Origin of the sequence: Ornithinibacillus caprae (assembly GCF_009728145.1) — a bacterium.
Lineage (GTDB): Bacteria > Bacillota > Bacilli > Bacillales > Amphibacillaceae > Ornithinibacillus > Ornithinibacillus caprae.
In genome coordinates, this window is sequence record NZ_WOCA01000001.1 from 381,380 (window position 1) to 406,656 (window position 25,277).

Sequence of the window (25,277 nt, forward strand, 5' to 3'; positions counted from 1 at the left end):
GCTTGTGTTCAAGGAAGGGAGTAATTGGAGTGAATGAAACGATATAGTCGAATAATTCTTCTTGTTATCCCGCTATTCTTTTTGGTACAAGCAGTTGTTTCAGCAGAAGAGGAACTTGATGAAGAGTCATTAGAGGAAATGATCATGGAAGAAATTTCTCTAGATGGCATGCAACGGTATTGGAACGACCTTGTCAATGATTATGGTGGTTACTTACCGGAATTACAAAAAACAAATGTATATGAATTTATTAAAAGTAAAGATTCATTTTCTATTAAAAATACATTATTAGGAGCATTGGAATTTCTTTTTCATGAAGTATTGATAAATGGTAAATTACTCGGAACGTTGTTACTGCTTATACTTTTTTCAGTATTCCTGCAAACCATGCATACGGCATTTGAACAAAGTACCGTAAGTAAGATTGCCTATTTTGTAGTCTATATCGTACTAATATTTATCGCGTTAAATAGCTTTTATGTTGTCGTGTCCTACACGAAGGAAACGATCGACATGATGAGTGGATTTATGATTGCGTTGATCCCATTAGTATTAGGGTTGATGGCAACGTTTGGAAATTTTATATCCGTTTCTTTTTTTCACCCTATTATTATATTCCTAATTAATTTAAGCGGGGTGCTCGTTTCTAATTTTATTTTGCCTTTACTATTTTTATCTGCGTTACTACTTATCGTAAGTAGTTTAAATGAAAATTACAAAGTTACTCAATTAGCTGATCTATTTAAATCCGTAAGCTTAGGAGTACTTGGAGCATTTCTAACGATATTTTTAGGAGTAATGTCGGTTCAAGGAGCTGCTAGCGCTATACAAGACGGTGTAGCTATGAAGACCACCAAGTTTATTACTGGTAACTTTATTCCAGTAGTTGGAAGAACAATAACCGATGCAGCTGATACAGTCTTAAGTGCTTCCTTATTGTTAAAAAATGCGGTTGGTATAGTTGGGGTAGCTATTATTATTTTTATCGCACTATTTCCTGCCCTGAAGATATTTGCTATTGCATTAATCTATAAAATAGCAGCAGCAGCAATGCAACCGATTGGTGATGGACCGTTAATAACATGTCTGGATACGATCAGTAAATATATTATATATATGTTAGCTTGTTTGTTGGCTGTATCATTTATGTTCTTTCTAGCTATTGCCATTATAGTAATTGCAAGTAATATTACGTTGCTACTGCGATAGGATGATTAAAAATGAGTTTACTTATTGAATGGGTTACGCAAATTATCATTTTTATAATATTAGCAGCTATCATTGACCTCTTAGTACCAGCATCATCTATGAAAAAATATATAAAGTTTGTGGTTGGTTTGTTACTAATATTAATTTTTTTAAAACCATTTTTTAGCTTGTTTAATATAGACCTCCAACACGCTTTTAATACGTCTTTACAGGAGATATTTGAAGATGATTATGGGGAAGAAAATATGGAAAATTTAATTGATATTCAAAAAAGTGAAATAGAATCATCACAGAATGCATATATTTTAGAACAGATGGCTGTCCAATTCAAAGATTTAGCGAATACTCCACTAATAGAAAAGCATCAGGTAGAAATTTCAGATATTGATTTTAAGTTTGCTGCTGAATCGAGTTACTCATTCGAAAATCTGGAAGAGGTCATTGTTTATATTCAAGAATCTGAAGAAGGGGAGGGTGCAATATATGCAGTTGATGATGTAGTAATTAATACAAAAGATCCAGTAGTAGATGAGAATAACGAAGACCTAATGGAAATTTCAGGATTTTTAGAAGAGATTTGGGAACTAAAAGACAAGAAATTAAGCGTTTTTTGGGAGGGAGGGTCATCTTGATTAATAAACTACAAGAGTTCTTTCAATCAAGGATTAGTTCATCGAAGAAAACTTCATATTTAATTTTAATTGGTCTAGTTAGCTTACTACTACTTCTTGTTGGAAATATATTTAGTACCTCATCCCAGGAAGATTCAACAAATCAGGAAATGCAAATGAAATTAGAGCAAACAGCAAAGGATAATGATTCTGATCCAGAAGTAAATACCGCTACAGCTGATGTAGATGAATTAGAAAGAAGTTATAAACAAGATCTAGAAATGATGCTAGAAGCGATTAGTGGAGTATCCGAAGTAGAAGTAATGGTAAATCTTGATTCTACAAATGTTAAAGTCTATGAGAAAAATCTAATTATTGGACAGCAACATACTGATGAAAATGACCAAAATGGTGGAACAAGACAAATTGAGGAGAATACCGAAGAAGCCCAAGTGGTTACAATTAGGCAAGGAGATCAGGAAGCACCACTACTTGTACAAACGAAACGACCAGAGGTAAGAGGCGTATTGGTTGTAGCAAAAGGGGTTGACCATGCAACTGTAAAACAATGGGTCGTCGAAGCTGTTTCAAGAGTATTGGATGTTCCAACACATAGAGTTTCCGTAATGCCTAAAAATTAAGGAGGATGAAAGATGTTAAAAAAACAAACAGTATGGCTATTGACAATGCTAAGCTTAATGATTGTATTGAGTGTATATTACATGACTTCACCTGATAATGAGGATCTAGCTTATATTGACACTGGACAAGATGCTACAGAGAATGGAACGGAAGAAGCTTCCACAGATACTGCTGAAACTACGGATGATACTGAAGTAGGGGACATGACTAATCTTGGTCGAGATGAATTATTTACTACTATTAGAATGGATTTGCAAGATGAGCGAAGTGAGAAAAAAAGCCGATTAGAAGAAATTGTAGCATCTAGTAATGCTTCTACAGAAGAAAAAAATCAAGCCTTAAAAGACATGGATGTCATTGATCAAATTACTACGAAGGAAACAATTATTGAAGAATCTATTTTAGCAAATGCTGAATATCAGGATGTTTTAGTTAGAAATGATGGGGATGTAGTTCACGTTCATGTAAAAGCAGATGAATTATCAAAAGAAGAAACTGTTCAGATCATGCGTATGGTATATGATGAGTTTGGTGAAATTCCTGTAGATGTAAATTTTCAACCAACTACTGAAAGCTAATGAATAAGAAATAATAGGGCTGCCCCAAAGGAGTAAGATCATTTATCTTGATCTCTATCTCAAAACTGGGACAGCCTTTTATTTATGTGCCCGCGGAAAGCGAAGTATTCTGCCGGAGCGGTGTTATAGTACTAGATTCGTAAGGAACGAAAGAAATTAAATTTAAGCGAAAGTTACTGCGCATTCTATATCAACTACGAAGTTTAACATTGCAAAAAGAGTCCTTATGAATGAATCGTAATGAAACTACTATAAAACTATTCGCACTGCCTATTCAAGATTGGTATAATAAGAATGTAAGCGATTGAAATCTTTAGAGTTTTATCTTAACTGTTGATGTTTACCTCATACTTATCGTAAAATGTTAAGAGGAGTTATTAAGACCTAATAATAAATGTATAAAGTAAAGGGGTGCTAACTATATGTTAAAAGTACAAGAAATCCGTGAACTTATTAAATTAATAGATCAATCTACTATTAATGAATTTACTTATGAAACAAATGGAACTACAGTTAGTATGAAAAAATCAACGGAAACAAATACCGTTCAAGTAACACCAGTAAACCCAGTAGAGGAAGTGAAGCAAGTACAACAGCCTGTACAGACGCAGGAGGCTCCTGCTCCAACTACACCTGAGGTGAAACCAGAATCAAACGAAGAGCCTACTCAGAAATCTGTTGACTACGATTATGAAATCACTTCACCAATGGTTGGAACGCTTTACCGTGCACAAAACCCTGAAAGTGATCCATTTGTTAATGTAGGAAGTAATGTAACGAAAGATTCGGTTGTATGTATTGTTGAAGCAATGAAATTATTTAATGAAATTGAAGCAGAAGTTTCAGGTGAAATTGTAGAAGTTTTAGTTGAGAATGGTGAATTAGTGGAATACGGACAACCATTATTTAGAGTAAAGACCAAATAAGGGGACGAGCGTAATGATTAAAAAACTGTTAATAGCAAATAGAGGAGAAATTGCAGTTCGAATAATACGAGCTTGTAAAGAAATGAACATTGAGACTGTAGCCGTCTATTCAGAAGCAGATAAAGAATCATTGCATGTTCAGTTAGCTGATGAAGCATATTGCATTGGTCCAACGTTAAGTAAAGATAGCTACCTTAATTTTACTAACATTATGAGTGTAGCTACACTAACCCAAGTAGATGCAATTCATCCTGGTTATGGATTTTTAGCGGAAAATGCTGATTTTGCAGAGATATGCAAAGCATGTAATGTCACCTTTGTTGGTCCATCACCACATTCCATCCAAAAAATGGGGATAAAAGATGTGGCTCGGGAAACGATGAAGGAAGCGAATGTCCCTATCGTTCCAGGTTCGGAAGGAATCATTAAAAATGAAGAAGAAGCAATTAAAATTGCTAATGATATTGGATATCCAGTAATTATTAAAGCTACTGCTGGTGGTGGTGGTAAGGGGATTCGTGTTGCTCGATCAGAGGAAGAACTGATCAAAGGAATCCGTGTAACCCAACAAGAAGCCGAAACAGCTTTTGGAAATCCAGGTGTATACATTGAAAAATTCATTGAAGATTTCCGACATGTGGAGATTCAAATTCTCGCTGATAACCACGGAAATGTTGTCCACTTAGGAGAAAGAGATTGTACGATTCAACGAAGGTTGCAAAAATTAGTTGAAGAAACCCCTTCACCTGCATTAACCGAAGAAATTCGTGCAAAAATGGGAGAAGCAGCTGTTAAAGCAGCCCAAGCTGTAGATTATAGAGGTGCAGGTACAATTGAATTTATTTTCGATCGAAAATCAAAAGAGTTTTACTTTATGGAAATGAATACAAGAATCCAGGTTGAACATCCAGTTACTGAAATGGTTACAGGCATTGATTTAATAAAAGAACAGATTAAAATTGCTAATAATGAACCGCTTTCTTTTAATCAGGAAGACGTAACATTTGAAGGTTGGGCAATAGAGTGTAGAATAAATGCTGAGGACCCTTTTAAAAACTTCATGCCATCTCCAGGAAAAATAGAGATGTACTTACCACCAGGTGGTTTTGGGGTAAGAGTAGATTCTGCTGCATATCCTAGTTATAAAATACCACCTTTTTATGACTCCATGATTGCCAAATTAATTACGTATGCTCCTACTCGTGAAGAAGCGATTGATCGTATGAAGAGAGCTCTAGGTGAGTTCGTGGTAGAAGGGGTTCACACAACAATTCCTTTTCATCAACTCATTATGGATCATGATGTATTTGTTGAAGGGGATTTTAATACAAACTTTTTAGAAGAGCATCCAATTGTCGAATCAGCAAAAGAATAAGATGCTAAGAGTTTGTATGTTTGTGAAAATAGATAAGGAGTGAGAGAATGGCTGATCAACCATTAGTAAATGTTAGTGAAAATACTGGATTAGGCAAAGTAGAAATTGCTCCAGAAGTAATTGAAGTAATAACTGGTATTGCTGCATCAGAAGTAGATGGTTTATATTCGATGCGAGGTAATTTTGCAACGGGTGTTGTAGAACGATTTGGAAAGAAAACACATAGTAAAGGTGTTAAGGTTGAGTTAGGTGATAACGGAATAGTTATTGACTTGTTTGTAGTATTAGATTTTGGGGTTTCAATCCCAGAGGTAGCACAAAAGCTACAGGAAAACATCAGACAAACATTAAAAACGATGACTGCACTAGAGATTGCAGAAATTAATATTCACGTAGTCGGAATTCAAATGGAAAAAGAAGAATCAGAAGATACGAACGAATAATAATCAAGGTCAAAAGACATACTGTCTTTTGACCTTGATTTTATTGTGTATAAAATTGGTTGTTTGTGGCTTTGCAATTATTTTCGTGTTATTATTTGTGGTAGATAAGATAAAAGGAGTTATGGTAGATGAAACGTCACGCAGCAAGAGAAAAAGCTTTTCAAATTTTATTTCAACTAGATATTAATGATACGAACCCAACTGAATTAATTAACGAACTGTTAGATGCGGAAGAACAAGATGAGTTTTTGCAGTCGCTTGTTAGGGGAGTTTTTTCTCATAAAAATGATATAGATCAAACGATATCCAATCATTTAGAAAATTGGACTATCCAAAGACTTGCCTCCGTAGAAAGAACGATCGTAAGAATTGCAACATATGAAATTAACTTCCTAGAGGATGTTCCCACAAATGTTTCAATCAATGAAGCGATCGAATTAGCTCATAGATACGGTGATGAAAAATCGGGGAAATTTGTCAATGGCGTTCTATCAAAAATTATCAATAAATAACATATAAAAAATTACAAGGGGAGATGGAAATGTCTGCTGAGTTAATCAATGGGAGAGATTTAGCACAAGAACTTAGAAATCAAATGAAAGATGAAGTTATTGCGTTAAAAAAAGATGGAGTTACTCCACATTTAACAGTTGTCCTAGTTGGAGATAATCCAGCATCCAGATCTTATGTAAAAGGTAAAGAAAAAGCCTCAGCCGAAGTAGGTATCCAATCTAAAGTGATTGAATTACCTGGTACAGTATCTGAAGAAGAGCTATTACAGCTGATTAATGAGCTGAATGATAACAATTCTGTTCATGGTATTTTAGTTCAACTTCCGTTACCTAAGCATATTCAAGAACAGAAAGTAATTGAGACCATTTCTCCGTCTAAGGATGTAGACGGTTTCCACCCAGTGAATATTGGTCGAATGATGACTGGACAAGACACCTTTCTTCCTTGTACCCCTTTTGGGATCATGACGATGCTTCACTCTAAAGATATTTCAATAGAAGGAAAGCATGCAGTTATCATAGGCCGTAGTAATATCGTTGGGAAACCAATAGGACAACTACTATTAAATGAAAATGCGACGGTAACATACTGTCATTCCAAAACAAAAAATTTAAAAGAATTTACTACAAAAGCTGATATATTGATTGTTGCTGTTGGTCGGCCAAATGTTATCAATGAAGAGCATGTAAAAGAGGGTTCTGTTGTAATTGATGTCGGGATTAATAGATTGCAGGATGGATCACTTACAGGTGACGTAGATTTTGATAGTGTTGTAGAAAAAGCCTCACATATTACACCTGTGCCACGTGGAGTAGGGCCGATGACCATCGCAATGTTATTACATAATACGATAAAAGCGGCAAAAGGACTGACGTAATTGAGCGAAAAATATTTAACGGTTACAGCTCTTACAAAATATATAAAACGAAAAATAGATACGGATCCTCATTTAAGAGATGTTTGGCTAAAAGGTGAAATATCAAATTTTAAACATCATAGTAGAGGACATATGTATTTGACGATTAAAGATGATCAAACTCGAATCCAAGCTGTCATGTTTGCGGGAAATAATCGACGCTTGAAATTCACTCCAGAAAATGGGATGAAGGTCCTTTTGCGAGGAGAAATCAGTGTTTTTGAATCGAATGGTCAATACCAGCTTTACATACAACAAATGGAGCCGGATGGAATTGGTTCCTTGTATTTAGCTTTTGAACAATTAAAGGAGAAGTTACGTAAACAAGGTTATTTTGAAGAAGTGCATAAAAAGGCAATTCCATTATTTCCGAAATCAATTGGGATTATTACGTCACCAACAGGTGCTGCTGTACGAGATATCATTACAACGATAAAGAGACGTTATCCAGTAGTACAGGCGACGGTAATTCCCGTTTTAGTTCAAGGATCTAGTGCCGCTGAATCGATCCGGAATGCAATAGAGGTGGCAAATGAAAAGGTGGTGTTTGATGTATTAATTATCGGACGTGGTGGAGGATCGATTGAAGAATTATGGAGTTTTAACGAAGAGGTGGTTGCAGATGCAATTTTTCGTTCTAAAATCCCAATTATTTCAGCGGTTGGTCATGAAACGGATACTACGATAAGTGATTATGTTGCGGATTTAAGAGCGCCAACCCCAACAGGAGCAGCAGAGCTTGCAGTTCCTTCTATCGTTGAGTTAAGAGATAAAGTTACAACTCAAAAACGTCAACTTACTAGAGCTTTAAACGTAAAGCTAGATCATCATAATAAAATGCTACAACGTCTGGTGCAATCCTATGCTTTCCGTTATCCTAAACAAATGATTCAACAAAGAGAGCAGCAGCTGGATAAACTTCAAGAAAACTTATTTAAGTACAGCAGAAATCATGTAAGCCAACTACATGATGCATATAAACAGCTGAGTATTAGATTACACAATCAACACCCTAAGAAGCAACTTGAACAAGCTAAAAAGGATCTTCTTCAATTACGTAAGCAAAGCATAAGTCGAATGTCACAAATCGTTGAGAAGAATTCAATCAATCTCAAACAATCGATGGAAAAATTAAGCTTACTTAATCCTTTAGAAATTATGAAACGTGGATTTGCTATCCCTTATAATACAGATGGAAATATTATCAAAACAACTACCCAGGTCTCTATTGACGATAAAATTTCGATTGAGATGAAAGACGGGAAGTTAGAGTGTCAAGTTTTACAGATAGAGGAGGGGAGTAGAAATGACTGAAAAAAATGAGAAAGAGATAACCTTTGAAGAAGCAATGGAACAGTTAGAAGCAATTGTGGAAAAATTAGAAGAAGGTGATGTGCCTCTTGAAAAAGCAATTTCTTACTATCAAGAGGGTATGAAGTTATCTAAATTATGTAGCGATAAATTAAGTAATGTGCAAGAAAAAATGGTCCAAATAATGAATGAACAGGGAGAACTAGAACCATTTGAATTACAGGGGGATAATTAACTGTGGAAGTAAAACTAAACGATTATATTTCATCCAAACAAAGTAGGGTAGAAGAGGAGATTAAGACGTACTTCGATAAGTTGGAAGTTCCACAAAAGCTAAAGGAATCCATGATCTATTCCATGGAGGCTGGTGGCAAAAGACTAAGACCAATCTTATTGATGGCTAGTTATGAAGCTTATGGAGATGACGTATCTAAAGCCTTATCTTCTGCAATAGCATTGGAAATGATACATACCTACTCTTTAATTCACGACGATCTTCCCGCAATGGATGACGACACCTATCGCAGAGGGAAGTTAACTAATCATAAAGCTTTTGATGAGGCTACGGCAATTTTAGCTGGAGATGCGTTACTCACTTATAGCTTTGAAATTATTTCCAATGACCCCTTGCTAAGTGATTCGGAAAAAGTAGAAGTCATTAAGAAGCTTTCCAAAAGTAGTGGTCCTAAAGGGATGGTAGCAGGCCAAATATTAGATATGGATGCTGAAGATCGTGCGGTTACTTTAGAGGAATTGGAAACTATACATGATTTAAAAACAGGAGAATTATTAAAGTTTGCTATCACGACAGGTGCTTTCTTAGGTAATGCAACCAAAAAACAATTAACTGCTTTAGAGGAATTTTCTTATTATCTTGGTCTTATCTTCCAAGTTCAAGATGATATCTTAGATGTAATTGGTGATGAGAATAAAATAGGGAAAGCGGTAGGAAGTGATGAAAACAACCTAAAAAGCACGTACCCTAAGCTTTTAGGCTTAGATGGAGCAATAAGTAGAAAAGATGAATATGTTAATCGTGCAAAAGAAGCATTAGCTAAGGCTGATGCAGATATATCAGTTTTAAGTGCATTAACTGATTATTTTAGCCAACGAGATCACTAGTCTACATGCTTTTTTATCTAAAATGTGTTATAATAAAGTCAAAAGGAATGGTGCAGTATTCTAGTCAGTCCTCCGTTCCTGAAGGCGGGCCTAAAAATCCGCCAAAGGGCACATCGATGAAGTTCCTTGTGTTGGCTTGAGGCGCCCAGCCTTGGGTCGATGCTGGGAGTTAAGGTTTTTGGGCGATCCACAAAGGCATGTGGGCGTTGACCCGATTACCGCGGAGGCCCATCTCTGTAGTGGTTGCTAAGCCTAGGAACTATTATGGAATGGGGTATGAACCTGCATGAAGTGGTTAGGGACACCTAACGTGCAGCGTAGCCTGCCTTGAGTGGTATTCGAGGGGATTAGAGGCAATAATAGTCTTTCTAGGTGGCCACTAGATTTTCTATTACATTTCTATGAAATCGGTACTGCAAAAGAGGCTAGGGAATGGTTAAAGACTGCTGAGGAAATCTCCTAGACTGTTCAATGGACAATTAAATGGGATTATAGTGTGGACTAAGTGGTAATCCAGTCTAGTATTCGGCGACGAAGCTAAGGTGGGTTTAAAGGGGAACCGCCCTCGTGGCAACACGGGGTACTCACTTGGGAAAACCTACTGGACCTAAGCCACAGTTTTTACCATTTAATTGACCATTCCTTCTTACATAATACTATGTATAATTAGTAATAATATAAACTTAATGGAGTTAAGAATGAAATCACAAATAAAAGGTTCGATAAAATTTAGTTTAACGATTGCCGTTATCACTTTTGTGTTAGCGGCTATTTTTTCAGTTGTATCATCCTCCTTATTAAATCAAGTAATGTGGTTAATAGGGTTGTTTATAGTTTTACTTATTGTTTTTATAGGTGTATTTTTTGATATGCTTGGAATTGCTGCAACCGCCGCAGATGAGGTGCCATTTCATGCAATGGCTGCTGAAAAAGTTCCAGGTGCCAAAGAAGCTGTCTATATTATTCGTAATGCCGACAAATTTGCCAGTTTTTGTAATGATGTAATAGGTGATATATCGGGAATTGTTAGTGGAACAGCTTCTGCAATTGTAGTATTACAAATAGCAAACTTGATGGGACAAGGTGATGGATCTTCTATTCATATTACGTTAAGTGTTGTATTGACTAGCTTAGTTGCAGCATTAACCGTAGGTGGAAAAGCTGTCGGTAAATTTTTGGCAATTCATTCTTCAACAACTATTATCTTCTTCGTAGCTAAAGTAATTGCGTTTATTGAAGAGAATTTAAAAATAAAAATACTTTCATTTGCCAATAATGGTGATAATAAAAAAAGATAGTTAATTCTAATCTTACAAAGGATATTAATACTATGGGTAAAAAACGGTTGGATGTTTTATTAGTAGAAAGAGAATTAATTGAAACAAGAGAAAAAGCTAAAAGAGTTGTTATGGCTGGACTTGTTTATTCAGAACAGACTAGGTTAGATAAGCCTGGAATGAAGATAGATGAAGATATTCCACTCACTGTAAAAGGGAATTTAATTCCTTATGTAGGTAGAGGTGGACTTAAGCTTGAAAAGGCTTTACAACACTTCCCTATTGAAGTGGAGAATAAGATAATGGTAGATGTTGGATCATCGACAGGTGGTTTTACTGACTGCGCATTACAGAATGGTGCGAAACAATGCTATGCTATCGATGTTGGTTATAATCAATTGGATTGGAAATTACGAAATGATCCGCGTGTAATTGTGATGGAACGTACAAACTTTCGTTATGTAACCAAGGATATGCTAACAAAGGGACTTCCAAATTTTGCAACGATTGATGTCTCGTTTATCTCTTTAAAATTAATCTTACCAGTGCTAAAACAATTACTTGTAGTTGATAGTGATGTCATAGCATTAATTAAACCACAATTTGAGGCTGGAAGAGACCAAGTAGGTAAAAAAGGAATTGTAAGGGATAAAAAAGTACATCGAGAAGTACTAGAAACCATTATTAGCTTTGCTTTTCAGGAAGGTTTTGAATTGTATGGATTGACATTTTCACCGATTACAGGTGGCGAAGGTAATGTTGAATTTTTAGCTTATTTTGGTTGGAGAAAAGAAAAAGAAGGAATTTCGATGTCCGATGTCGAAATAGACCTAGTAGTCGAAGAAGCTCATCGTACATTAAAATCACCTGAGAAAAAATGAGTATGGACTGCAACTTTTGTAGTCCTTCTTTTATTGGGAGATTACACAGTATAAAGGCTATGGAGGTGTTTATTATGAGTAAAATACAACGACATATTAAAATACGGGAATTAATTACAGAAAATGAAATTGAAACGCAGGATGACCTTGTTGATCGTTTAAAGAACCTCGGATATAACGTGACACAAGCGACGGTCTCACGTGATATTAAAGAACTACATTTAGTGAAAGTCCCTACACCTAGTGGTAATTACAAATATAGTTTGCCAGCAGACCAACGTTTTAATCCATTAGATAAATTAAAGCGTTTAATAATGGACGCTTTTGTTAAAATTGAGCACACTAGTCATTTTATTGTTCTTAAAACTCTACCAGGTAATGCTCATGCTATTGGTGTTCTAATTGATAATCTTGATTGGAATGAAATAATGGGGACAATCTGTGGCGATGATACGTGCTTAATTATTTGCCGAACAGAAGAAGACACAATAAATATTAAAGATCGTTTTTTACATATGCTATGATCCTTAATATGATGGGGTGTGAAATTACATGTTAACAGAACTTTCGATACGTAATTTTGCAATTATCGATCAAATAACAATTACGTTCAATGAAGGTCTTACCGTTTTAACAGGTGAAACAGGTGCTGGAAAATCAATTATTATAGATGCTGTACAATTATTAGCTGGCGGACGTGCATCCGTAGAATATGTAAGGCATGGACAGGAAAAAGCTGAGATGGAAGGATTATTTTCTATCGATCCCCACGACCATCCGATTTATGCTGTAGGAAAGCAATTTGGAATTGAAGTCCAAGATGGTCAAGTGGTCTTACAGCGGATCATAACTTCTAGTGGTAAAAGCATTTGCCGAGTAAATGGGAGATTAGTTACCTTAGCTATTTTAAAGGAATTTGGAAAAACTTTAATTGATATCCATAGTCAGCATGAAACCCAATCTCTTATGATCCCTGATGCTCATGTTGATTTACTGGACCTTTATGATCCTGTTCATATTGAGAAGGTTAAAGAGGAGTATACATATTTATTTGATAAATTACAGGCGTTAAAAAAACGGTATAAAGACTTAAATGAAAATGAGCAGGAAATGGCACATAGATTGGATTTATTAGAATTTCAATATAATGAAATTGAACAGGCAAATTTATCACCGGATGAAGATCTTAAATTAGAAAAAGAACGAGATCAATTAGCTAACTTTGAACGAATTTACAAAGGTGTTCATGATGCATATTATGCATTATATGGTGAACAAAGGGGAATAGATTGGTTAAATTTAGCGCAACAGTCGTTACAAGATGTTTGTTCCTATGATGAATCTATCGATAAAAAAGCTGAAGAATTATCTAATTATTATTATTTAATTGAAGAAATAAGCATGGATTTACGTAATTTTTTTGAGACATTAGAATTCGATCCAAACCGACTAAATGAAATAGAGTCTAGATTAAATGAAATTAATCGATTGAAAAAAAAATATGGAAGTTCAGTGAATGAAATACTATCCTATATGGGTAGGATAGAAGAAGAGATCGAGCAATTAAAAAATAAGGATTCTCACCTTTCTATTTTAGCTGAACAAATTAAAGAATTGGAATACGATGCCTATTTAGAAGCAATCCAATTACACGACTTACGGAAGAAAGCAGCCAAGTCATTAGTAGAGGATGTCCATGTAGAGTTAAAAGACTTGTACTTAGAAAAGGCTTCATTTTCCATATCCTTTGATCCCGATCTAGAGAGTCAACATTTGCGAAAAGATGAAATGGATCCGTCTGTTCAATTACATAAGAATGGATTTGACCACGTAAAGTTTATGATTTCAACGAATACAGGAGAACCGTTAAAAGAATTAAATAAAGTAGCCTCTGGTGGAGAACTTTCTCGTATTATGCTTGTTCTTAAAAAGATTTTTGCAAAGCACCACGGTGTTACAAGTGTTATTTTTGACGAAGTAGATACAGGAGTAAGTGGTCGAGTTGCTCAGGCTATTGCAGAAAAGATCTTTCAAATTTCAAAGCAATCTCAAGTCCTTTGTATTACACATTTGCCTCAAGTTGCAGCAATGGCAGACACACATAAGTTGATTGTAAAAGATGATGATCATAAGCGAACTTCTACAACGGTAACAGAACTAACTGTAAACGAGCAAATAAGTGAGCTAAGTAGGATGATAACTGGTACAAAGCTAACAGATACAGCTAAAGAACATGCAAAAGAATTACTTGATTTAGCCTCTGCTTTTAAAAATCAACATGTATAAGTATTCTTTAAGAGCCAGATTTATCTGGCTTTTTTAGAAGAGAAGTATATATGTAGCTGTTTTTGATGATGCGATTCATTATTCATAGATAAGATTTAATATTAATCAGGAAATGTTACCATCTTTTCTAATCTCTCACCAGTTTAAAAAATGCCCAAAAGGTAAAATTAGAAGTACAGAAATAAAAATGGTATGGGTTAGGAACGAGGAGAGTGAATTGCGTGAAAAAGACAAATAATATTCGAATGATATTGGGCGTTGTGCTCCTTATTGCTTTGTTTGCAGTTCCTTTTATGCCCCCAGTTCAAAAATATATCTCGATCCCCAATGAAATTGTAACCGTAAATAACCAATCTCCTATTGATGTACCTACATTAGGCGATTCAGTTGAGGTCAGTGCATCTAATAATGTTAAAGCAGTTAATGCAACAAAATTTTACGCAGAAAATACTGGTGAAAGTGAATTAACGTATTCAGTTGCTGGAGTTCCAATTAAGAAAGTAGATGTATCTGTACTTGAAGATATTAAGGTTATCCCTGGTGGTCAATCTATTGGTGTTCAACTTCATACACTAGGCGTACTTGTTGTTGGTCATCACATTGTAAACGGAGAAAATGGTTCACTTTCTCCTGGAGAAGATGCAAAAATTGAAGTTGGTGATGTTATTTTAGAAATCAATGGCAATGAAATTAAGGAAATGAAAGATGTAAAACCATTAGTAGAAGAAGCAGGCAATAATGGTGAAGATTTAACATTGAAAGTCAAAAGAGGCGAAGAAACATTTGAAACCAAATTAAAGCCTGTCTATGATCCAAAAGAAAAAGAATATCGAATTGGTTTATATATTCGTGATTCCGCAGCAGGTATTGGAACAATGACCTTTTATGAACCGGAATCAAAAAAATATGGTGCACTTGGACATGTGATTTCAGATATGGATACGAAAAAGCCGATCGAAATTCATAATGGAACAATCGTTCGTTCTTCCGTTACTTCTATTGAAAAGGGAAATAATGGAACACCTGGTGAAAAACAAGCTAAATTTTCGATGAAAGATAATAAGATAGGGTCAATCACTAAAAATAGCCCATTCGGTATTTTCGGTAAATTAGATAATGGAATTACAAACGGAAATTATGATAAACCGATGTCGATAGCATTATCACATGAAGTTAAAGAAGGTCCGGCCAAAATATTAACGGTAATTGATGGAGAAAAAGTGGAGGAATTTGACGTAGAAGTAGTAAGTAGTATTCCACAAAAATCTCCAGCTACAAAAGGGATGGTCATTCAAATTACAGATCCGAAGCTATTAGAAGCAACAGGTGGAATCGTTCAAGGGATGAGTGGTAGCCCGATTATACAGGACGATAAAATAATTGGTGCAGTAACTCATGTATTTGTTAATGATCCAACATCAGGATATGGGGTTCATATTGAATGGATGTTACAGGATGCAGGAGTAGATATTTATCAAGAAAAAGATGATATAGCTAGTTAAAAATAACTTGTAGTGGAAACACTACAAGTTATTTTTTGAATATAAAAAAGTAGAAGTTTTCTAATAGTTAATCAAATCTAAAGAATTATTGTAAATTACATGATATAATAAACAAAAATATTTTTCGACAAAGCAACTTGATTATTTGTCATAAAAAATCGAATCACATCGAAATATATAGTAAATCGAAGGAAATCAAAGAAAAAATAAAAAAATCCAAAGTTTTTTAAATAAAAGAAGGATATTTCGAACTTATGTCGAATACATAGTAGTGGAAAAGCTCGAATTATAAAAGGAGGAACTTTCGTGGAAAAGATATCGGTTTGTTTAGTGGACGATAATAAAGAACTTGTCCAACTAATGGAAGAATATTTTGATGAAAAAGATGACATTGAAGTAATTGGTACGGCCTATAATGGTAAAGATTGTTTAGCTATGCTAAACGAATTAAACCCGGATGTATTAATATTGGATATTATTATGCCTCATGTGGACGGTTTAGCAGTACTTAATAAGCTTCGTGATATGGGTCGCGATACGAATAATCCAAGCGTTATTATGTTAACCGCTTTTGGACAGGAAGAAGTGATGAAAAAAGCAGTTGATTTAGGTGCATCTTATTTTGTTCTTAAACCATTTGATTTGGATAATTTGGCTGATCAAATTCGTCAGGTTAAAGGAAGTCCAATTGTATCGAGCAGAGGAAATACTGGTAATAAAAAGGAAAGAAGGAAAAAAGATTTAGAAGCAAGCATTACTAATATTATTCATGAAATAGGTGTACCAGCTCATATAAAAGGGTATATGTATTTAAGAGAAGCTATTACAATGGTGTACAATGATATTGAATTATTAGGTTCGATTACTAAGGTTTTATATCCAGACATTGCCAAAAAATACAATACAACATCTTCTAGAGTTGAACGAGCAATTCGTCATGCAATTGAGGTTGCATGGAGTAGAGGAAATATTGATTCTATTTCGGCTTTATTTGGTTATACAGTTAGTATTTCGAAGGCAAAACCGACCAATAGTGAATTTATCGCAATGGTAGCCGATAGGTTAAGGCTAGATCATAAAGCAAGTTAAATAAAAAAAGATTACTGTAATTTTACAGTAATCTTTTTTTATACGCTTTTAAAAATTTGGATATTGTATCTCATCTTTTATTATCTTCAAAAAACACGTGGTATAGTGATTGAATTGCTTTGTTAATATCATCAGCTTGAATTCCAAACATCATGGAAACATCGGAAGAACCTTGGTTAATCATTTTAATGTTTACATTTGCTTTTGTTAATGCCGTTGTTGCTTTTTGTGCAATTCCTACCGTATTCATCATGCCTTCACCAACAATCATAATCATTGCTAGATTATAATGAACTTTTACTGTATCAGGTTTTAATTCCTCTTTAATTCGAGAAATAATTTTAGACTCTTTTTCAGGGGTTAGTTGATTATCACGGATAATAACAGATAAATCATCAATTCCTGATGGTGTATGTTCAAATGAAACATCTTCTCTCTCTAAAATTTCAAATAATTTACGACCAAAACCAAGTTCACGGTTCATTAAATATTTGCTTACAAATAATGTAGAAAATCCTGTATCACTAGCAATTCCAACAACACATTTTTCTTTCGATTCTTTTTCTGCAACAATAAACGTTCCTGGGGCATCGGGATTGTTGGTGTTTTTGATGCAAACTGGGATACGTTCTTTAAACGCTGGTATTAGTGCTTCATCATGGAAGACCGAGAATCCAGCATAGGAAAGCTCACGCATTTCTTTGTACGTAAGTGAGGTTATTTCTTTCGGTTGATGAACAATGTTTGGATTAACCGTATAAACAGAATCAACATCCGTAAAGTTTTCATATAAACTTGCTTGAACACCAGCAGCGACGATTGAACCGGTTATATCTGAACCACCTCGAGAGAATGTCATTAATTTTCCGTCAATTGTATATCCGAAAAACCCAGGAATCACTAAAATTTCAGGTCGATTTCGAAGTGTATATAATTTCGAATAGCTTTGAGGTAATATTTGTGCATTACCGGGTTCATCACTAACGATTATTCCAGCATCTTTCGGATTTAAATAGCTTGCTTCTAAACCAATTGTTCTAAGATATTCACTTAGAATTTTAGCGCTACTATCTTCACCAATCGCTTTGATCGCATCCAACTTTTGATCACTTGGTTCATTTCTTTCTAATACGGAATAGATGGTTTGTTCAATATCTTTTAGAATATATTCTGAAACTCCAAGTTCAGTTGTAATTTCACGGAAACGACCGATAATAATAGATAAAAACTCATCATAGGATTCATGGTTGACATACGCATTACCTAAATTAATTAACATATCGGTAACCTTAAAATCTTGTTTATTTCTTTTACCTGGTGCTGATACAACAATAAATTTTCGTCCAGAATCTTTTTTTATAATTTCGCCTACTTTTTTTAGTTGAGTTGCATTTGCTACTGAACTTCCTCCAAATTTTGCTACTTTCATAACGATCTCCCCAATGTTGTTTAATCTTGTGATATTTGTTTTGTTTTATCTTCTTTAATTTGTTGACGCTTCCGGTCTCTATAAACGATGAATCCCGCAATAAATGATAAACCAGCTAAAAATAGAACTAGTCCCACTGTAAATTGAATGCCAGTATGGAAAAATATTGGGTAAAAATCATTAAATAATGTGTCTCTCATCAGTTTAATACCGAATGCAGCAATGATCCCAGGTATTAATAAAAATAATACTGCTATTAACCTAAACATGGTGTAATTCTCCTCATATTTATAACTTTAATAAGTATATCAAAATATAAAGAAAATAGGTACTTTAAAATTATTTGCTAAATCGTGCAGATTAACGTATGATGTGATTATGCAGAATGTTGCAAGGTGGGATGAGATGAAGCGTGTTTTAATTGTCGGGGCAGGCAAAGGTGGAAGCGCATTATTTAAACTGTTATATCCAATGGACAGGATGAAGGTCATTGCAGTTGTCGATCATAATCCAAATGCAAAAGGACTAACGTTAGCAGCTAATCATAATGTTGCTACTGGAAGTAACTGGAAGGAATGGGTTTATGAGAAGGTTGACATCATTATAGAAGCAACTGGTAATGAGAAAGTATTACAAGAAATCCTACATAGACGTAAGAAAGAAACGGTTGTAATTCCCGGGACGGTTGCCTATGTAGTCGCAGAGTTATTGGATGAAAAGGAAACATTACTTAATAAGTTAACCGAACAAACAAATAATCAAGAACTAATTTTAAGTAATATTAGAGATGGAATGATTGTAATAAACAACATGGGAGTACTCCAATTTGTAAATAAGAGTGCTGAACATATCCTTGGCTATAAAAAGGACGAATTAGTTGGTAAAAACATAGAAAAAGTTATTCCTAATACAAGGTTACCACAGGTTCTCCGGAGTAGAAGGAAAGAGGTTAATCAAAAATTATTACTTGAAAACGGGAAGATGGTTATTACTACTAGGCTTCCAATAATTAACGCTAATGATGAACTGATTGGTGCGTTTGCAGTTTTTAAGGATATTACAGAGGTACTAAACTTAGCTGAGGAGAATACAGACCTCAAGGAAATTAAAATAATGCTAGAAGCGATTATTCAGTCTTCAGATGAAGCGATTAGTGTAGTTGATGAAAATGGAATCGGATTAATGATCAACCCAGCCTACACTAGAATAACAGGGTTAAAGGAATCCGATGTTATTGGGGAGCCTGCAACAGTTGATATTTCTGAAGGAGAAAGTATGCATATGAAGGTGTTGCAGACCCGTCGCCCAGTTCGAGGTGTTCGAATGAGGGTGGGACCTGCGAAGCGTGAAGTGTTAGTTAATGTTGCTCCTGTAATTGTTGATGGGAAAATTAAAGGTAGTGTCGGAGTGCTGCATGACGTTTCGGAGATTCAGTCTTTAACGAGCGAATTAAAACGGGCACGACAGATCATTCGTAATTTGGAAGCGAAATACACATTTGATGACATCATTGGGAAATCGACAGAAATGCAATTAGCTTTAGAACAAGCTAAGGTAGGAGCTAAGACGCCAGCAACCGTATTACTCAGAGGAGAATCAGGGACTGGGAAAGAGCTGTTTGCTCATGCGATACATAATGAGAGCAACCGTAAACATAATAAGTTTATTCGTGTTAACTGTGCAGCAATCGCTGAGTCCATTTTAGAAAGTGAATTATTTGGATATGAGGAAGGTGCATTTTCTGGCGCAAAAAGAGGCGGAAAAAAAGGGTTATTTGAAGAAGCAAACATGGGTAGTATCTTTTTAGATGAGATTGGTGAATTATCATTACATATGCAGGCAAAGCTATTGCGAGTATTACAGGAAAACGAAATAGTTCGTGTCGGTGGTACGGACCCCTTTATGATTGATGTTCGAATTATTGCAGCAACCAATGTGAATCTAGAAAAAGCTATTATGAATAAGACGTTTCGGGAAGATTTGTATTATAGATTGAATAAATTACCAATTTTTATTCCATCTCTTCGTGAGCGAATTAATGATTTACCTGATTTAGTGCATCACATTATACAAAAGATGAATCAGGATTATGGGCGTAATGTACGTGCTATTTCTGATGAAGCTTTATCACTATTAAGTGGTTATCATTGGCCTGGTAATGTTCGTGAACTAGAAAATGTTATTGGACGAGCAATGATTTATATGGAAATGAATGAAGAGATTATTCAACAGGAGCATATTCCTAATCTCCAGCCAATTCCTAAATCATTACAACAAGACAAAGAACTTGAAGTGAACCTACCACTTCAAGATGCGGTAGAGCAATATGAAAAAGAATTAATAACCAATGTATATAAACAAAGTGGGTTTAACAAAACTAAAACAGCAAAAAAATTGGATATTTCAATTAGAAATTTATATTACAAACTAGAAAAATATAATATTGAAAAAAGAAACCTGCAATAACTTGCAAATATGCAAATAATTGCATAGTTAAAACACAGTAAAATAAAGCGCTTTCAAAATAATTGAGTTGGCATGATTTTTGCAAGGAATAAATGAGGCGGTGTATAAAACAAGATGAAAACATTAGCAGCTTTAAAGAACCAAGTACATCAAGAACAGAAACAAGTTGTTTCTGTTGCAAACGCTGCAGATACTGAAGTGCTTATAGCGGTTAAAACTGCTGTTTCGGAAGAACTATGTAGTTTTTTATTAGTTGGTAATGAAGCAGATATTAAAACTGCTGCTAAACAGGTTGAATTAGACTTAACTTCATCAGCTATAAGAATACAGCATGAAACGTCAGATGTAAGTCTTGCTGCAGTCAAAGCAATTCATGATAAACAAGCACAGATTTTGATGAAAGGGAATGTATCAACTAAATCCCTTCTTAAAGCTGTGTTACACAAGGAATACGGCTTGCGTACAGGGCGTGTGTTGTCGCATGTGGCTTTATTTGAAGTACCATCACAAGATAGATTGATCTTTTTGACAGATGCTGCAATGAATATTGATCCTTCTCTTCAAGAAAAGGTCGAGATCATACAAAATACGGTTCAAGTTGCTAGCGCAATTGGATTGGATTTGCCTAAAGTTGCTTCAATAGCTCCTGTAGAGGTTGTAAATGAAGCCATGCAATCTACAATTGATGCTGCCATCTTAACGCAAATGCAAAAGCGTGGACAAATTCAAGGGTGTCTTGTTGATGGACCATTAGCATTTGATAATGCAGTATCAATTGAGGCAGCTAAACAAAAGGGGATCACTTCTGATGTTGCTGGTAAGGCAGATGTCTTATTAGTACCAACGATTGATGTTGGAAATGCATTATATAAATCATTTATGTATTTTTCGCAAGCAAAAGTAGCCGCTATTGTTAGTGGTGCAAAAGCACCTATTGTTTTAACTTCTCGTGCTGATTCAGCAGAGAGTAAATTATATTCTTTATCTTTAGCTTTAGTATCATCAAAAACATTTTAGGAGGAATACAATATGGAAATTTTCACTTATATGGAGAAATATGATTATGAGCAATTAGTATTTTGTCAAGATAAAAATTCTGGACTGAAAGCAATTATTGCTATTCATGATACTACGTTAGGGCCTGCGCTTGGTGGGACTAGAATGTGGACCTATAATTCAGAAGAAGAAGCAATTGAAGATGCATTGCGTTTAGCAAGAGGGATGACGTATAAAAATGCTGCAGCTGGATTGAATTTAGGTGGAGGAAAAACAGTTATTATTGGTGACCCGAGAAAAGATAAGAATCCTGAAATGTTCCGTGCATTTGGACGCTACATTCAAGGGTTAAATGGTCGCTATATTACTGCTGAAGATGTTGGGACTACAGTAGAGGATATGGATACCATTCACATGGAAACTGATTTTGTTACTGGAATTTCACCAGAATTTGGCTCTTCAGGAAATCCATCTCCTGTAACTGCGTATGGAGTTTATAAAGGCATGAAAGCTGCTGCTCTCGAAGCGTTTGGTGATGATTCCTTAGAAGGTAAAACAGTCACTGTTCAAGGTGTAGGAAATGTGGCATATACACTTTGTGAATATCTGCATAAAGAAGGGGCAAAGTTAGTTGTTACAGATATCAATAAAGCTGCTGTTGATCGTGCTGTTGATGCATTTGGAGCAAAAGCTGTCGATCCAGACGATATTTATGATGTTGATTGTGATATATATGCTCCATGTGCGCTTGGTGCAACTATAAATGATGAAACAATTCCACGATTGAAAGCAAAGGTAATTGCAGGTTCTGCAAATAATCAATTAAAAACAACGAAGCATGGGGATATTATCCATGAAAAGGGAATTGTTTATGCACCTGATTATTTAATTAATGCAGGTGGCGTTATAAATGTAGCTGATGAATTAAATGGCTATAATCCAACTAGAGCCATGAAAAAAGTAGATACTATTTATGATAGCATTCTTAAAGTATTTGAGATTTCTAAACGTGATAATATTCCAACATATGCTGCTGCTGACAGAATGGCGGAGGAAAGAATCGAATCCGTAAGAAATTCAAGAAGTCAGTTCTTGCTAAACGGACATCACACCCTAAGCAGAAGATAGTTTTTACTAACGGAGGTCACTATTGTGCAACAACAGTATCGCATTTTAGTAATAAACCCAGGATCAACATCAACGAAAATTGGTGTGTTTGATAACGAGGTATGTATTTTTGAAAAAACAATTCGCCATGAAACGAAGGAAATTGCAGAATTCAATCAAATAATTGATCAATATGAATTCCGTAAAAAAGTTATTCTTGAACAGCTGGATTATGAAGGGATCAATGTCTCTAAATTAAGTGCTGTTTGTGGAAGAGGTGGATTGCTAAGGCCCATTGAAGGTGGAACATACGAAGTAAATGATGCAATGCTTCACGATCTGCAAATCGGCTATAACGGGGAACATGCATCTAACTTGGGGGGGATTATTGCCCACGAAATAGCTAGTGGATTGAATATTCCTTCCTATATCGTTGATCCTGTTGTAGTAGACGAATTAGAAGATATTGCAAGATTTTCTGGAGTTCCAGAAATTCCTAGAAAAAGTATTTTTCATGCCTTGAATCAAAAGGCAGTGGCTAGAAGAGCAGCCAAAGATCTAAATAAACCATATGATGACATCAAACTAATCGTTACTCATATGGGTGGTGGGATAACTGTTGGTGCCCATCAGTATGGACGAGTTATTGATGTGAATAATGGTTTACACGGTGATGGTCCGTTTTCCCCTGAACGTGCAGGGACAGTACCTGCTGGTGATTTAGTTTCATTATGCTTCTCAGGGGAATACTATCGAGATGAAGTAATGAAAAAGCTAGTTGGCGGTGGCGGCTTGGTTGCCTATTTACAAACCAATGATGCTAGAGACGTGGAAGAACGTATTGAAAATGGAGATTTGGAAGCAAAACGTGTATATGAAGCGATGGCTTATCAAATTGCTAAAGAAATAGGTTCTATGAGTACCGTGTTAAAAGGCAAGGTTGATGGGATTGTACTAACAGGTGGGTTAGCATACGGAAAAACATTTATTGATATGATTTCTAATTACGTAAGTTGGATTGCGGATATCTTGGTATATCCTGGTGAGAATGAATTACAAGCTCTAGCTGAAGGAGCTCTTCGTGTATTGCGTCACGAAGAAGTTCCAAAGATATATCCGCAAGCGGAAGGGAAGGAGATGACAATATGACAAAAGAATATGATCTAGTCGTGCTCGGAGGAGGAACCGGTGGATATGTTGCTGCGATCAGAGCATCACAATTGGGGATGAATGTTGCGGTAGTAGAAAAGGGTAAACTAGGTGGTACTTGCTTACACAAGGGATGTATTCCATCTAAGGCATTGCTCCGAAGTGCTGAAGTGTTTAAACAGACGAAAGAAGCGGAACGATTTGGGATCGAAACAAGTAATATCAAATTAAATTTTGATAAGGTTCAAGACCGTAAACAGGATGTAGTCAATACACTTCATCAAGGTGTCCAAGGTTTAATGAAAAAAGGAAAAATTGATGTTTTTGAGGGATTCGGTAGAATATTAGGGCCGAGTATTTTTTCACCAATGCCAGGAACGATTTCAATCGAATATGAAAATGGTGAAGAAAACACAATGATTGTTCCGAAGAATGTGCTAGTAGCAACTGGTTCCAAACCTAAATCCCTACCTGGGTTAGAAATTGATGGGGTTTACGTAATGAGTTCGGATGAAGCATTAGAAATGGAACAATTACCATCTTCCATCGTAATCGTTGGCGGTGGAGTAATTGGTATTGAGTGGGCTTCTATGCTAGCTGATTTTGGTGTGGAAGTAACAGTAATTGAGTATTTAGATCAAATTCTACCAACTGAAGATGATATGATCGCTAAAGAAGTAGAGAAATTATTGAAAAAGAAAGGCGTCACCTTTGTAAAGGGTGCCAAAGTATTACCTGAAACATTACAAATTAACAATGGAATCTCTGTTCAGGCTGAATTAAATGGTCAGAAAGAATCATTCCAGGCTGAGAAAATGCTAGTATCTGTTGGTCGTGAAGCTAATACAAGTAATATAGGGCTTGAAAATACGGATATCGTAGTTGAAAAAGGATACATTCAGACAAACAAATTTTATCAAACTAAAGAATCACATATATACGCTATTGGAGATGTAATTGGAGGGATGCAATTAGCACATGTTGCTTCTCATGAGGGAATTGTTGCAGTAGAACATATGGCTAACCATAATCCTCATCCAATAAACTATGATCAGATCCCAACTTGTATCTATTCTAACCCTGAAGTTGCTAGTGTTGGCTTAACAGAAAAACAAGCCAAAGAACAAGGGTTTGATATAAAAGTAGGGAAATTCCCGTTCAAAGCAATCGGAAAAGCTTTAGTTTACGGAGAATCAGACGGCTTTGTTAAAATTATAGCTGATAAACAAACAGAGGATTTATTGGGTGTACACATGATTGGACCACATGTAACAGATATGATATCTGAAGCTGGACTTGCGAAAGTGCTAGATGCTACACCATGGGAGATTTCGCAAAGTATTCACCCACATCCAACATTATCTGAAATTATGGGTGAAGCTGCTTTAGCTGTTGATGGCTTACAAATCCATGGATAAACTTGTAATTAAAAATAGTATTATAATTATT

At 35.4% G+C, this 25,277-nt stretch carries 25 protein-coding genes; 23 read left to right on the top strand and 2 right to left on the bottom strand.

Going from position 1 to position 25,277, the window contains the following annotated elements; translation table 11 throughout:
* The first annotated feature begins 33 nt into the window (after positions 1 to 33).
* The 18 genes from spoIIIAE (at position 34) to spo0A (ending at position 16,681) form a co-directional block, all read left to right on the top strand.
* On the top strand, positions 34 to 1,209 hold the full coding sequence (gene spoIIIAE, locus GMD78_RS01970; RefSeq protein ID WP_155666608.1) for a stage III sporulation protein AE: 1,176 nt from the start codon (positions 34 to 36) through the stop codon (positions 1,207 to 1,209).
* Between the two features lie 11 nt (positions 1,210 to 1,220).
* A complete protein-coding gene (gene spoIIIAF / locus GMD78_RS01975) occupies positions 1,221 to 1,841 on the top strand; it encodes a stage III sporulation protein AF (RefSeq protein WP_155666610.1) in 621 nt (206 codons plus the stop codon).
* On the top strand, positions 1,838 to 2,461 hold the full coding sequence (gene spoIIIAG / locus GMD78_RS01980; protein WP_155666612.1) for a stage III sporulation protein AG: 624 nt from the start codon (positions 1,838 to 1,840) through the stop codon (positions 2,459 to 2,461). Before spoIIIAF ends, spoIIIAG begins: the two co-directional genes overlap by 4 nt.
* Before the next feature lie 12 nt (positions 2,462 to 2,473).
* Positions 2,474 to 3,040, top strand: coding sequence for a SpoIIIAH-like family protein (locus GMD78_RS01985; RefSeq protein WP_155666614.1), 567 nt, complete (start codon positions 2,474 to 2,476; stop codon positions 3,038 to 3,040).
* 422 nt (positions 3,041 to 3,462) lie between these two features.
* The gene (gene accB / locus GMD78_RS01990; RefSeq protein ID WP_155666616.1) at positions 3,463 to 3,966 is read left to right on the top strand and encodes an acetyl-CoA carboxylase biotin carboxyl carrier protein; all 504 of its coding nucleotides are present in this window, start codon (positions 3,463 to 3,465) and stop codon (positions 3,964 to 3,966) included.
* A 13-nt stretch (positions 3,967 to 3,979) separates the two neighbouring features.
* Positions 3,980 to 5,341, top strand: coding sequence for an acetyl-CoA carboxylase biotin carboxylase subunit (gene accC / locus GMD78_RS01995; RefSeq protein WP_155666618.1), 1,362 nt, complete (start codon positions 3,980 to 3,982; stop codon positions 5,339 to 5,341).
* A gap of 47 nt (positions 5,342 to 5,388) precedes the next feature.
* On the top strand, positions 5,389 to 5,784 hold the full coding sequence (locus tag GMD78_RS02000; RefSeq protein WP_155666620.1) for an Asp23/Gls24 family envelope stress response protein: 396 nt from the start codon (positions 5,389 to 5,391) through the stop codon (positions 5,782 to 5,784).
* A gap of 128 nt (positions 5,785 to 5,912) precedes the next feature.
* Positions 5,913 to 6,296: a transcription antitermination factor NusB gene (nusB, locus tag GMD78_RS02005; RefSeq protein WP_155666622.1), complete on the top strand. Its 384-nt coding sequence runs from the start codon at positions 5,913 to 5,915 to the stop codon at positions 6,294 to 6,296.
* 29 nt (positions 6,297 to 6,325) lie between these two features.
* On the top strand, positions 6,326 to 7,174 hold the full coding sequence (gene folD / locus GMD78_RS02010) for a bifunctional methylenetetrahydrofolate dehydrogenase/methenyltetrahydrofolate cyclohydrolase FolD (protein WP_155666624.1): 849 nt from the start codon (positions 6,326 to 6,328) through the stop codon (positions 7,172 to 7,174).
* The gene (gene xseA, locus GMD78_RS02015; protein ID WP_155666626.1) at positions 7,175 to 8,527 is read left to right on the top strand and encodes an exodeoxyribonuclease VII large subunit; all 1,353 of its coding nucleotides are present in this window, start codon (positions 7,175 to 7,177) and stop codon (positions 8,525 to 8,527) included.
* Positions 8,520 to 8,759, top strand: a complete 240-nt coding sequence (locus tag GMD78_RS02020) for an exodeoxyribonuclease VII small subunit (RefSeq protein WP_155666628.1) — start codon at positions 8,520 to 8,522, stop codon at positions 8,757 to 8,759. The genes xseA and GMD78_RS02020 overlap by 8 nt, the downstream gene beginning before the upstream one ends.
* A 2-nt stretch (positions 8,760 to 8,761) precedes the next feature.
* Positions 8,762 to 9,646: a polyprenyl synthetase family protein gene (locus GMD78_RS02025; RefSeq protein ID WP_343042062.1), complete on the top strand. Its 885-nt coding sequence runs from the start codon at positions 8,762 to 8,764 to the stop codon at positions 9,644 to 9,646.
* 698 nt (positions 9,647 to 10,344) lie between these two features.
* On the top strand, positions 10,345 to 10,944 hold the full coding sequence (locus GMD78_RS02030) for a CNNM metal transporter family protein (protein WP_155666630.1): 600 nt from the start codon (positions 10,345 to 10,347) through the stop codon (positions 10,942 to 10,944).
* A gap of 32 nt (positions 10,945 to 10,976) precedes the next feature.
* On the top strand, positions 10,977 to 11,804 hold the full coding sequence (locus tag GMD78_RS02035; RefSeq protein ID WP_155666633.1) for a TlyA family RNA methyltransferase: 828 nt from the start codon (positions 10,977 to 10,979) through the stop codon (positions 11,802 to 11,804).
* Between the two features lie 74 nt (positions 11,805 to 11,878).
* Complete coding sequence (ahrC, locus tag GMD78_RS02040; RefSeq protein WP_155666635.1) at positions 11,879 to 12,328, top strand: transcriptional regulator AhrC/ArgR; 450 nt, start codon at positions 11,879 to 11,881, stop codon at positions 12,326 to 12,328.
* Positions 12,329 to 12,356: 28 nt separating this feature from the next.
* Complete coding sequence (gene recN / locus GMD78_RS02045; protein WP_155666637.1) at positions 12,357 to 14,090, top strand: DNA repair protein RecN; 1,734 nt, start codon at positions 12,357 to 12,359, stop codon at positions 14,088 to 14,090.
* 221 nt (positions 14,091 to 14,311) lie between these two features.
* Positions 14,312 to 15,592 (top strand): SpoIVB peptidase, encoded by a 1,281-nt coding sequence (spoIVB, locus tag GMD78_RS02050; protein ID WP_425495035.1) that lies wholly within the window; start codon positions 14,312 to 14,314, stop codon positions 15,590 to 15,592.
* Positions 15,593 to 15,898: 306 nt separating this feature from the next.
* Positions 15,899 to 16,681 (top strand): sporulation transcription factor Spo0A, encoded by a 783-nt coding sequence (gene spo0A, locus GMD78_RS02055; RefSeq protein ID WP_425495036.1) that lies wholly within the window; start codon positions 15,899 to 15,901, stop codon positions 16,679 to 16,681.
* Between the two features lie 70 nt (positions 16,682 to 16,751).
* On the opposite strand, the gene GMD78_RS02060 is transcribed toward spo0A, so the two are convergent.
* Both GMD78_RS02060 and GMD78_RS02065 read right to left on the bottom strand, forming a co-directional pair.
* The gene (locus GMD78_RS02060; protein ID WP_155666639.1) at positions 16,752 to 18,110 is read right to left on the bottom strand and encodes an aspartate kinase; all 1,359 of its coding nucleotides are present in this window, start codon (positions 18,108 to 18,110) and stop codon (positions 16,752 to 16,754) included.
* A 20-nt stretch (positions 18,111 to 18,130) separates the two neighbouring features.
* Positions 18,131 to 18,379, bottom strand: a complete 249-nt coding sequence (locus GMD78_RS02065; protein WP_155666641.1) for a DUF2627 domain-containing protein — start codon at positions 18,377 to 18,379, stop codon at positions 18,131 to 18,133.
* A 136-nt stretch (positions 18,380 to 18,515) separates the two neighbouring features.
* Here GMD78_RS02065 and GMD78_RS02070 point away from each other — a divergent pair, with 136 nt between their 5' ends.
* From GMD78_RS02070 to lpdA, 5 genes are all read left to right on the top strand, one after another.
* Entirely contained in the window at positions 18,516 to 20,576 is a 2,061-nt protein-coding gene (locus GMD78_RS02070; RefSeq protein WP_155666643.1) for a sigma 54-interacting transcriptional regulator, read from the top strand.
* A gap of 114 nt (positions 20,577 to 20,690) precedes the next feature.
* On the top strand, positions 20,691 to 21,593 hold the full coding sequence (gene yqiS, locus GMD78_RS02075) for a phosphate butyryltransferase (RefSeq protein ID WP_155666645.1): 903 nt from the start codon (positions 20,691 to 20,693) through the stop codon (positions 21,591 to 21,593).
* A 12-nt stretch (positions 21,594 to 21,605) separates the two neighbouring features.
* The gene (gene bcd / locus GMD78_RS02080) at positions 21,606 to 22,700 is read left to right on the top strand and encodes a branched-chain amino acid dehydrogenase (RefSeq protein ID WP_155666647.1); all 1,095 of its coding nucleotides are present in this window, start codon (positions 21,606 to 21,608) and stop codon (positions 22,698 to 22,700) included.
* Positions 22,701 to 22,724: 24 nt separating this feature from the next.
* The gene (buk, locus tag GMD78_RS02085) at positions 22,725 to 23,828 is read left to right on the top strand and encodes a butyrate kinase (RefSeq protein ID WP_425495037.1); all 1,104 of its coding nucleotides are present in this window, start codon (positions 22,725 to 22,727) and stop codon (positions 23,826 to 23,828) included.
* Positions 23,825 to 25,246 carry a dihydrolipoyl dehydrogenase gene (gene lpdA / locus GMD78_RS02090; protein WP_155666649.1) on the top strand — a complete coding sequence of 474 codons (1,422 nt, stop codon included), beginning with the start codon at positions 23,825 to 23,827 and terminating at the stop codon, positions 25,244 to 25,246. The genes buk and lpdA overlap by 4 nt, the downstream gene beginning before the upstream one ends.
* Positions 25,247 to 25,277: the final 31 nt, after the last annotated feature.

What these genes read in the sequence shown, in the direction of transcription:
- spoIIIAE (WP_155666608.1), top strand. Translation starts at nt 34, where the DNA reads ATGAAACGATATAGTCGAATAATTCTTCTTGTTATCCCGCTATTCTTT.
- spoIIIAF (WP_155666610.1), top strand. Translation starts at nt 1,221, where the DNA reads ATGAGTTTACTTATTGAATGGGTTACGCAAATTATCATTTTTATAATA.
- GMD78_RS01985 (WP_155666614.1), top strand. Translation starts at nt 2,474, where the DNA reads ATGTTAAAAAAACAAACAGTATGGCTATTGACAATGCTAAGCTTAATG.
- accB (WP_155666616.1), top strand. Translation starts at nt 3,463, where the DNA reads ATGTTAAAAGTACAAGAAATCCGTGAACTTATTAAATTAATAGATCAA.
- accC (WP_155666618.1), top strand. Translation starts at nt 3,980, where the DNA reads ATGATTAAAAAACTGTTAATAGCAAATAGAGGAGAAATTGCAGTTCGA.
- GMD78_RS02000 (WP_155666620.1), top strand. Translation starts at nt 5,389, where the DNA reads ATGGCTGATCAACCATTAGTAAATGTTAGTGAAAATACTGGATTAGGC.
- nusB (WP_155666622.1), top strand. Translation starts at nt 5,913, where the DNA reads ATGAAACGTCACGCAGCAAGAGAAAAAGCTTTTCAAATTTTATTTCAA.
- folD (WP_155666624.1), top strand. Translation starts at nt 6,326, where the DNA reads ATGTCTGCTGAGTTAATCAATGGGAGAGATTTAGCACAAGAACTTAGA.
- GMD78_RS02020 (WP_155666628.1), top strand. Translation starts at nt 8,520, where the DNA reads ATGACTGAAAAAAATGAGAAAGAGATAACCTTTGAAGAAGCAATGGAA.
- GMD78_RS02030 (WP_155666630.1), top strand. Translation starts at nt 10,345, where the DNA reads ATGAAATCACAAATAAAAGGTTCGATAAAATTTAGTTTAACGATTGCC.
- GMD78_RS02035 (WP_155666633.1), top strand. Translation starts at nt 10,977, where the DNA reads ATGGGTAAAAAACGGTTGGATGTTTTATTAGTAGAAAGAGAATTAATT.
- ahrC (WP_155666635.1), top strand. Translation starts at nt 11,879, where the DNA reads ATGAGTAAAATACAACGACATATTAAAATACGGGAATTAATTACAGAA.
- recN (WP_155666637.1), top strand. Translation starts at nt 12,357, where the DNA reads ATGTTAACAGAACTTTCGATACGTAATTTTGCAATTATCGATCAAATA.
- GMD78_RS02060 (WP_155666639.1), bottom strand. Translation starts at nt 18,110, where the DNA reads ATGAAAGTAGCAAAATTTGGAGGAAGTTCAGTAGCAAATGCAACTCAA.
- GMD78_RS02065 (WP_155666641.1), bottom strand. Translation starts at nt 18,379, where the DNA reads ATGTTTAGGTTAATAGCAGTATTATTTTTATTAATACCTGGGATCATT.
- GMD78_RS02070 (WP_155666643.1), top strand. Translation starts at nt 18,516, where the DNA reads ATGAAGCGTGTTTTAATTGTCGGGGCAGGCAAAGGTGGAAGCGCATTA.
- yqiS (WP_155666645.1), top strand. Translation starts at nt 20,691, where the DNA reads ATGAAAACATTAGCAGCTTTAAAGAACCAAGTACATCAAGAACAGAAA.
- bcd (WP_155666647.1), top strand. Translation starts at nt 21,606, where the DNA reads ATGGAAATTTTCACTTATATGGAGAAATATGATTATGAGCAATTAGTA.
- lpdA (WP_155666649.1), top strand. Translation starts at nt 23,825, where the DNA reads ATGACAAAAGAATATGATCTAGTCGTGCTCGGAGGAGGAACCGGTGGA.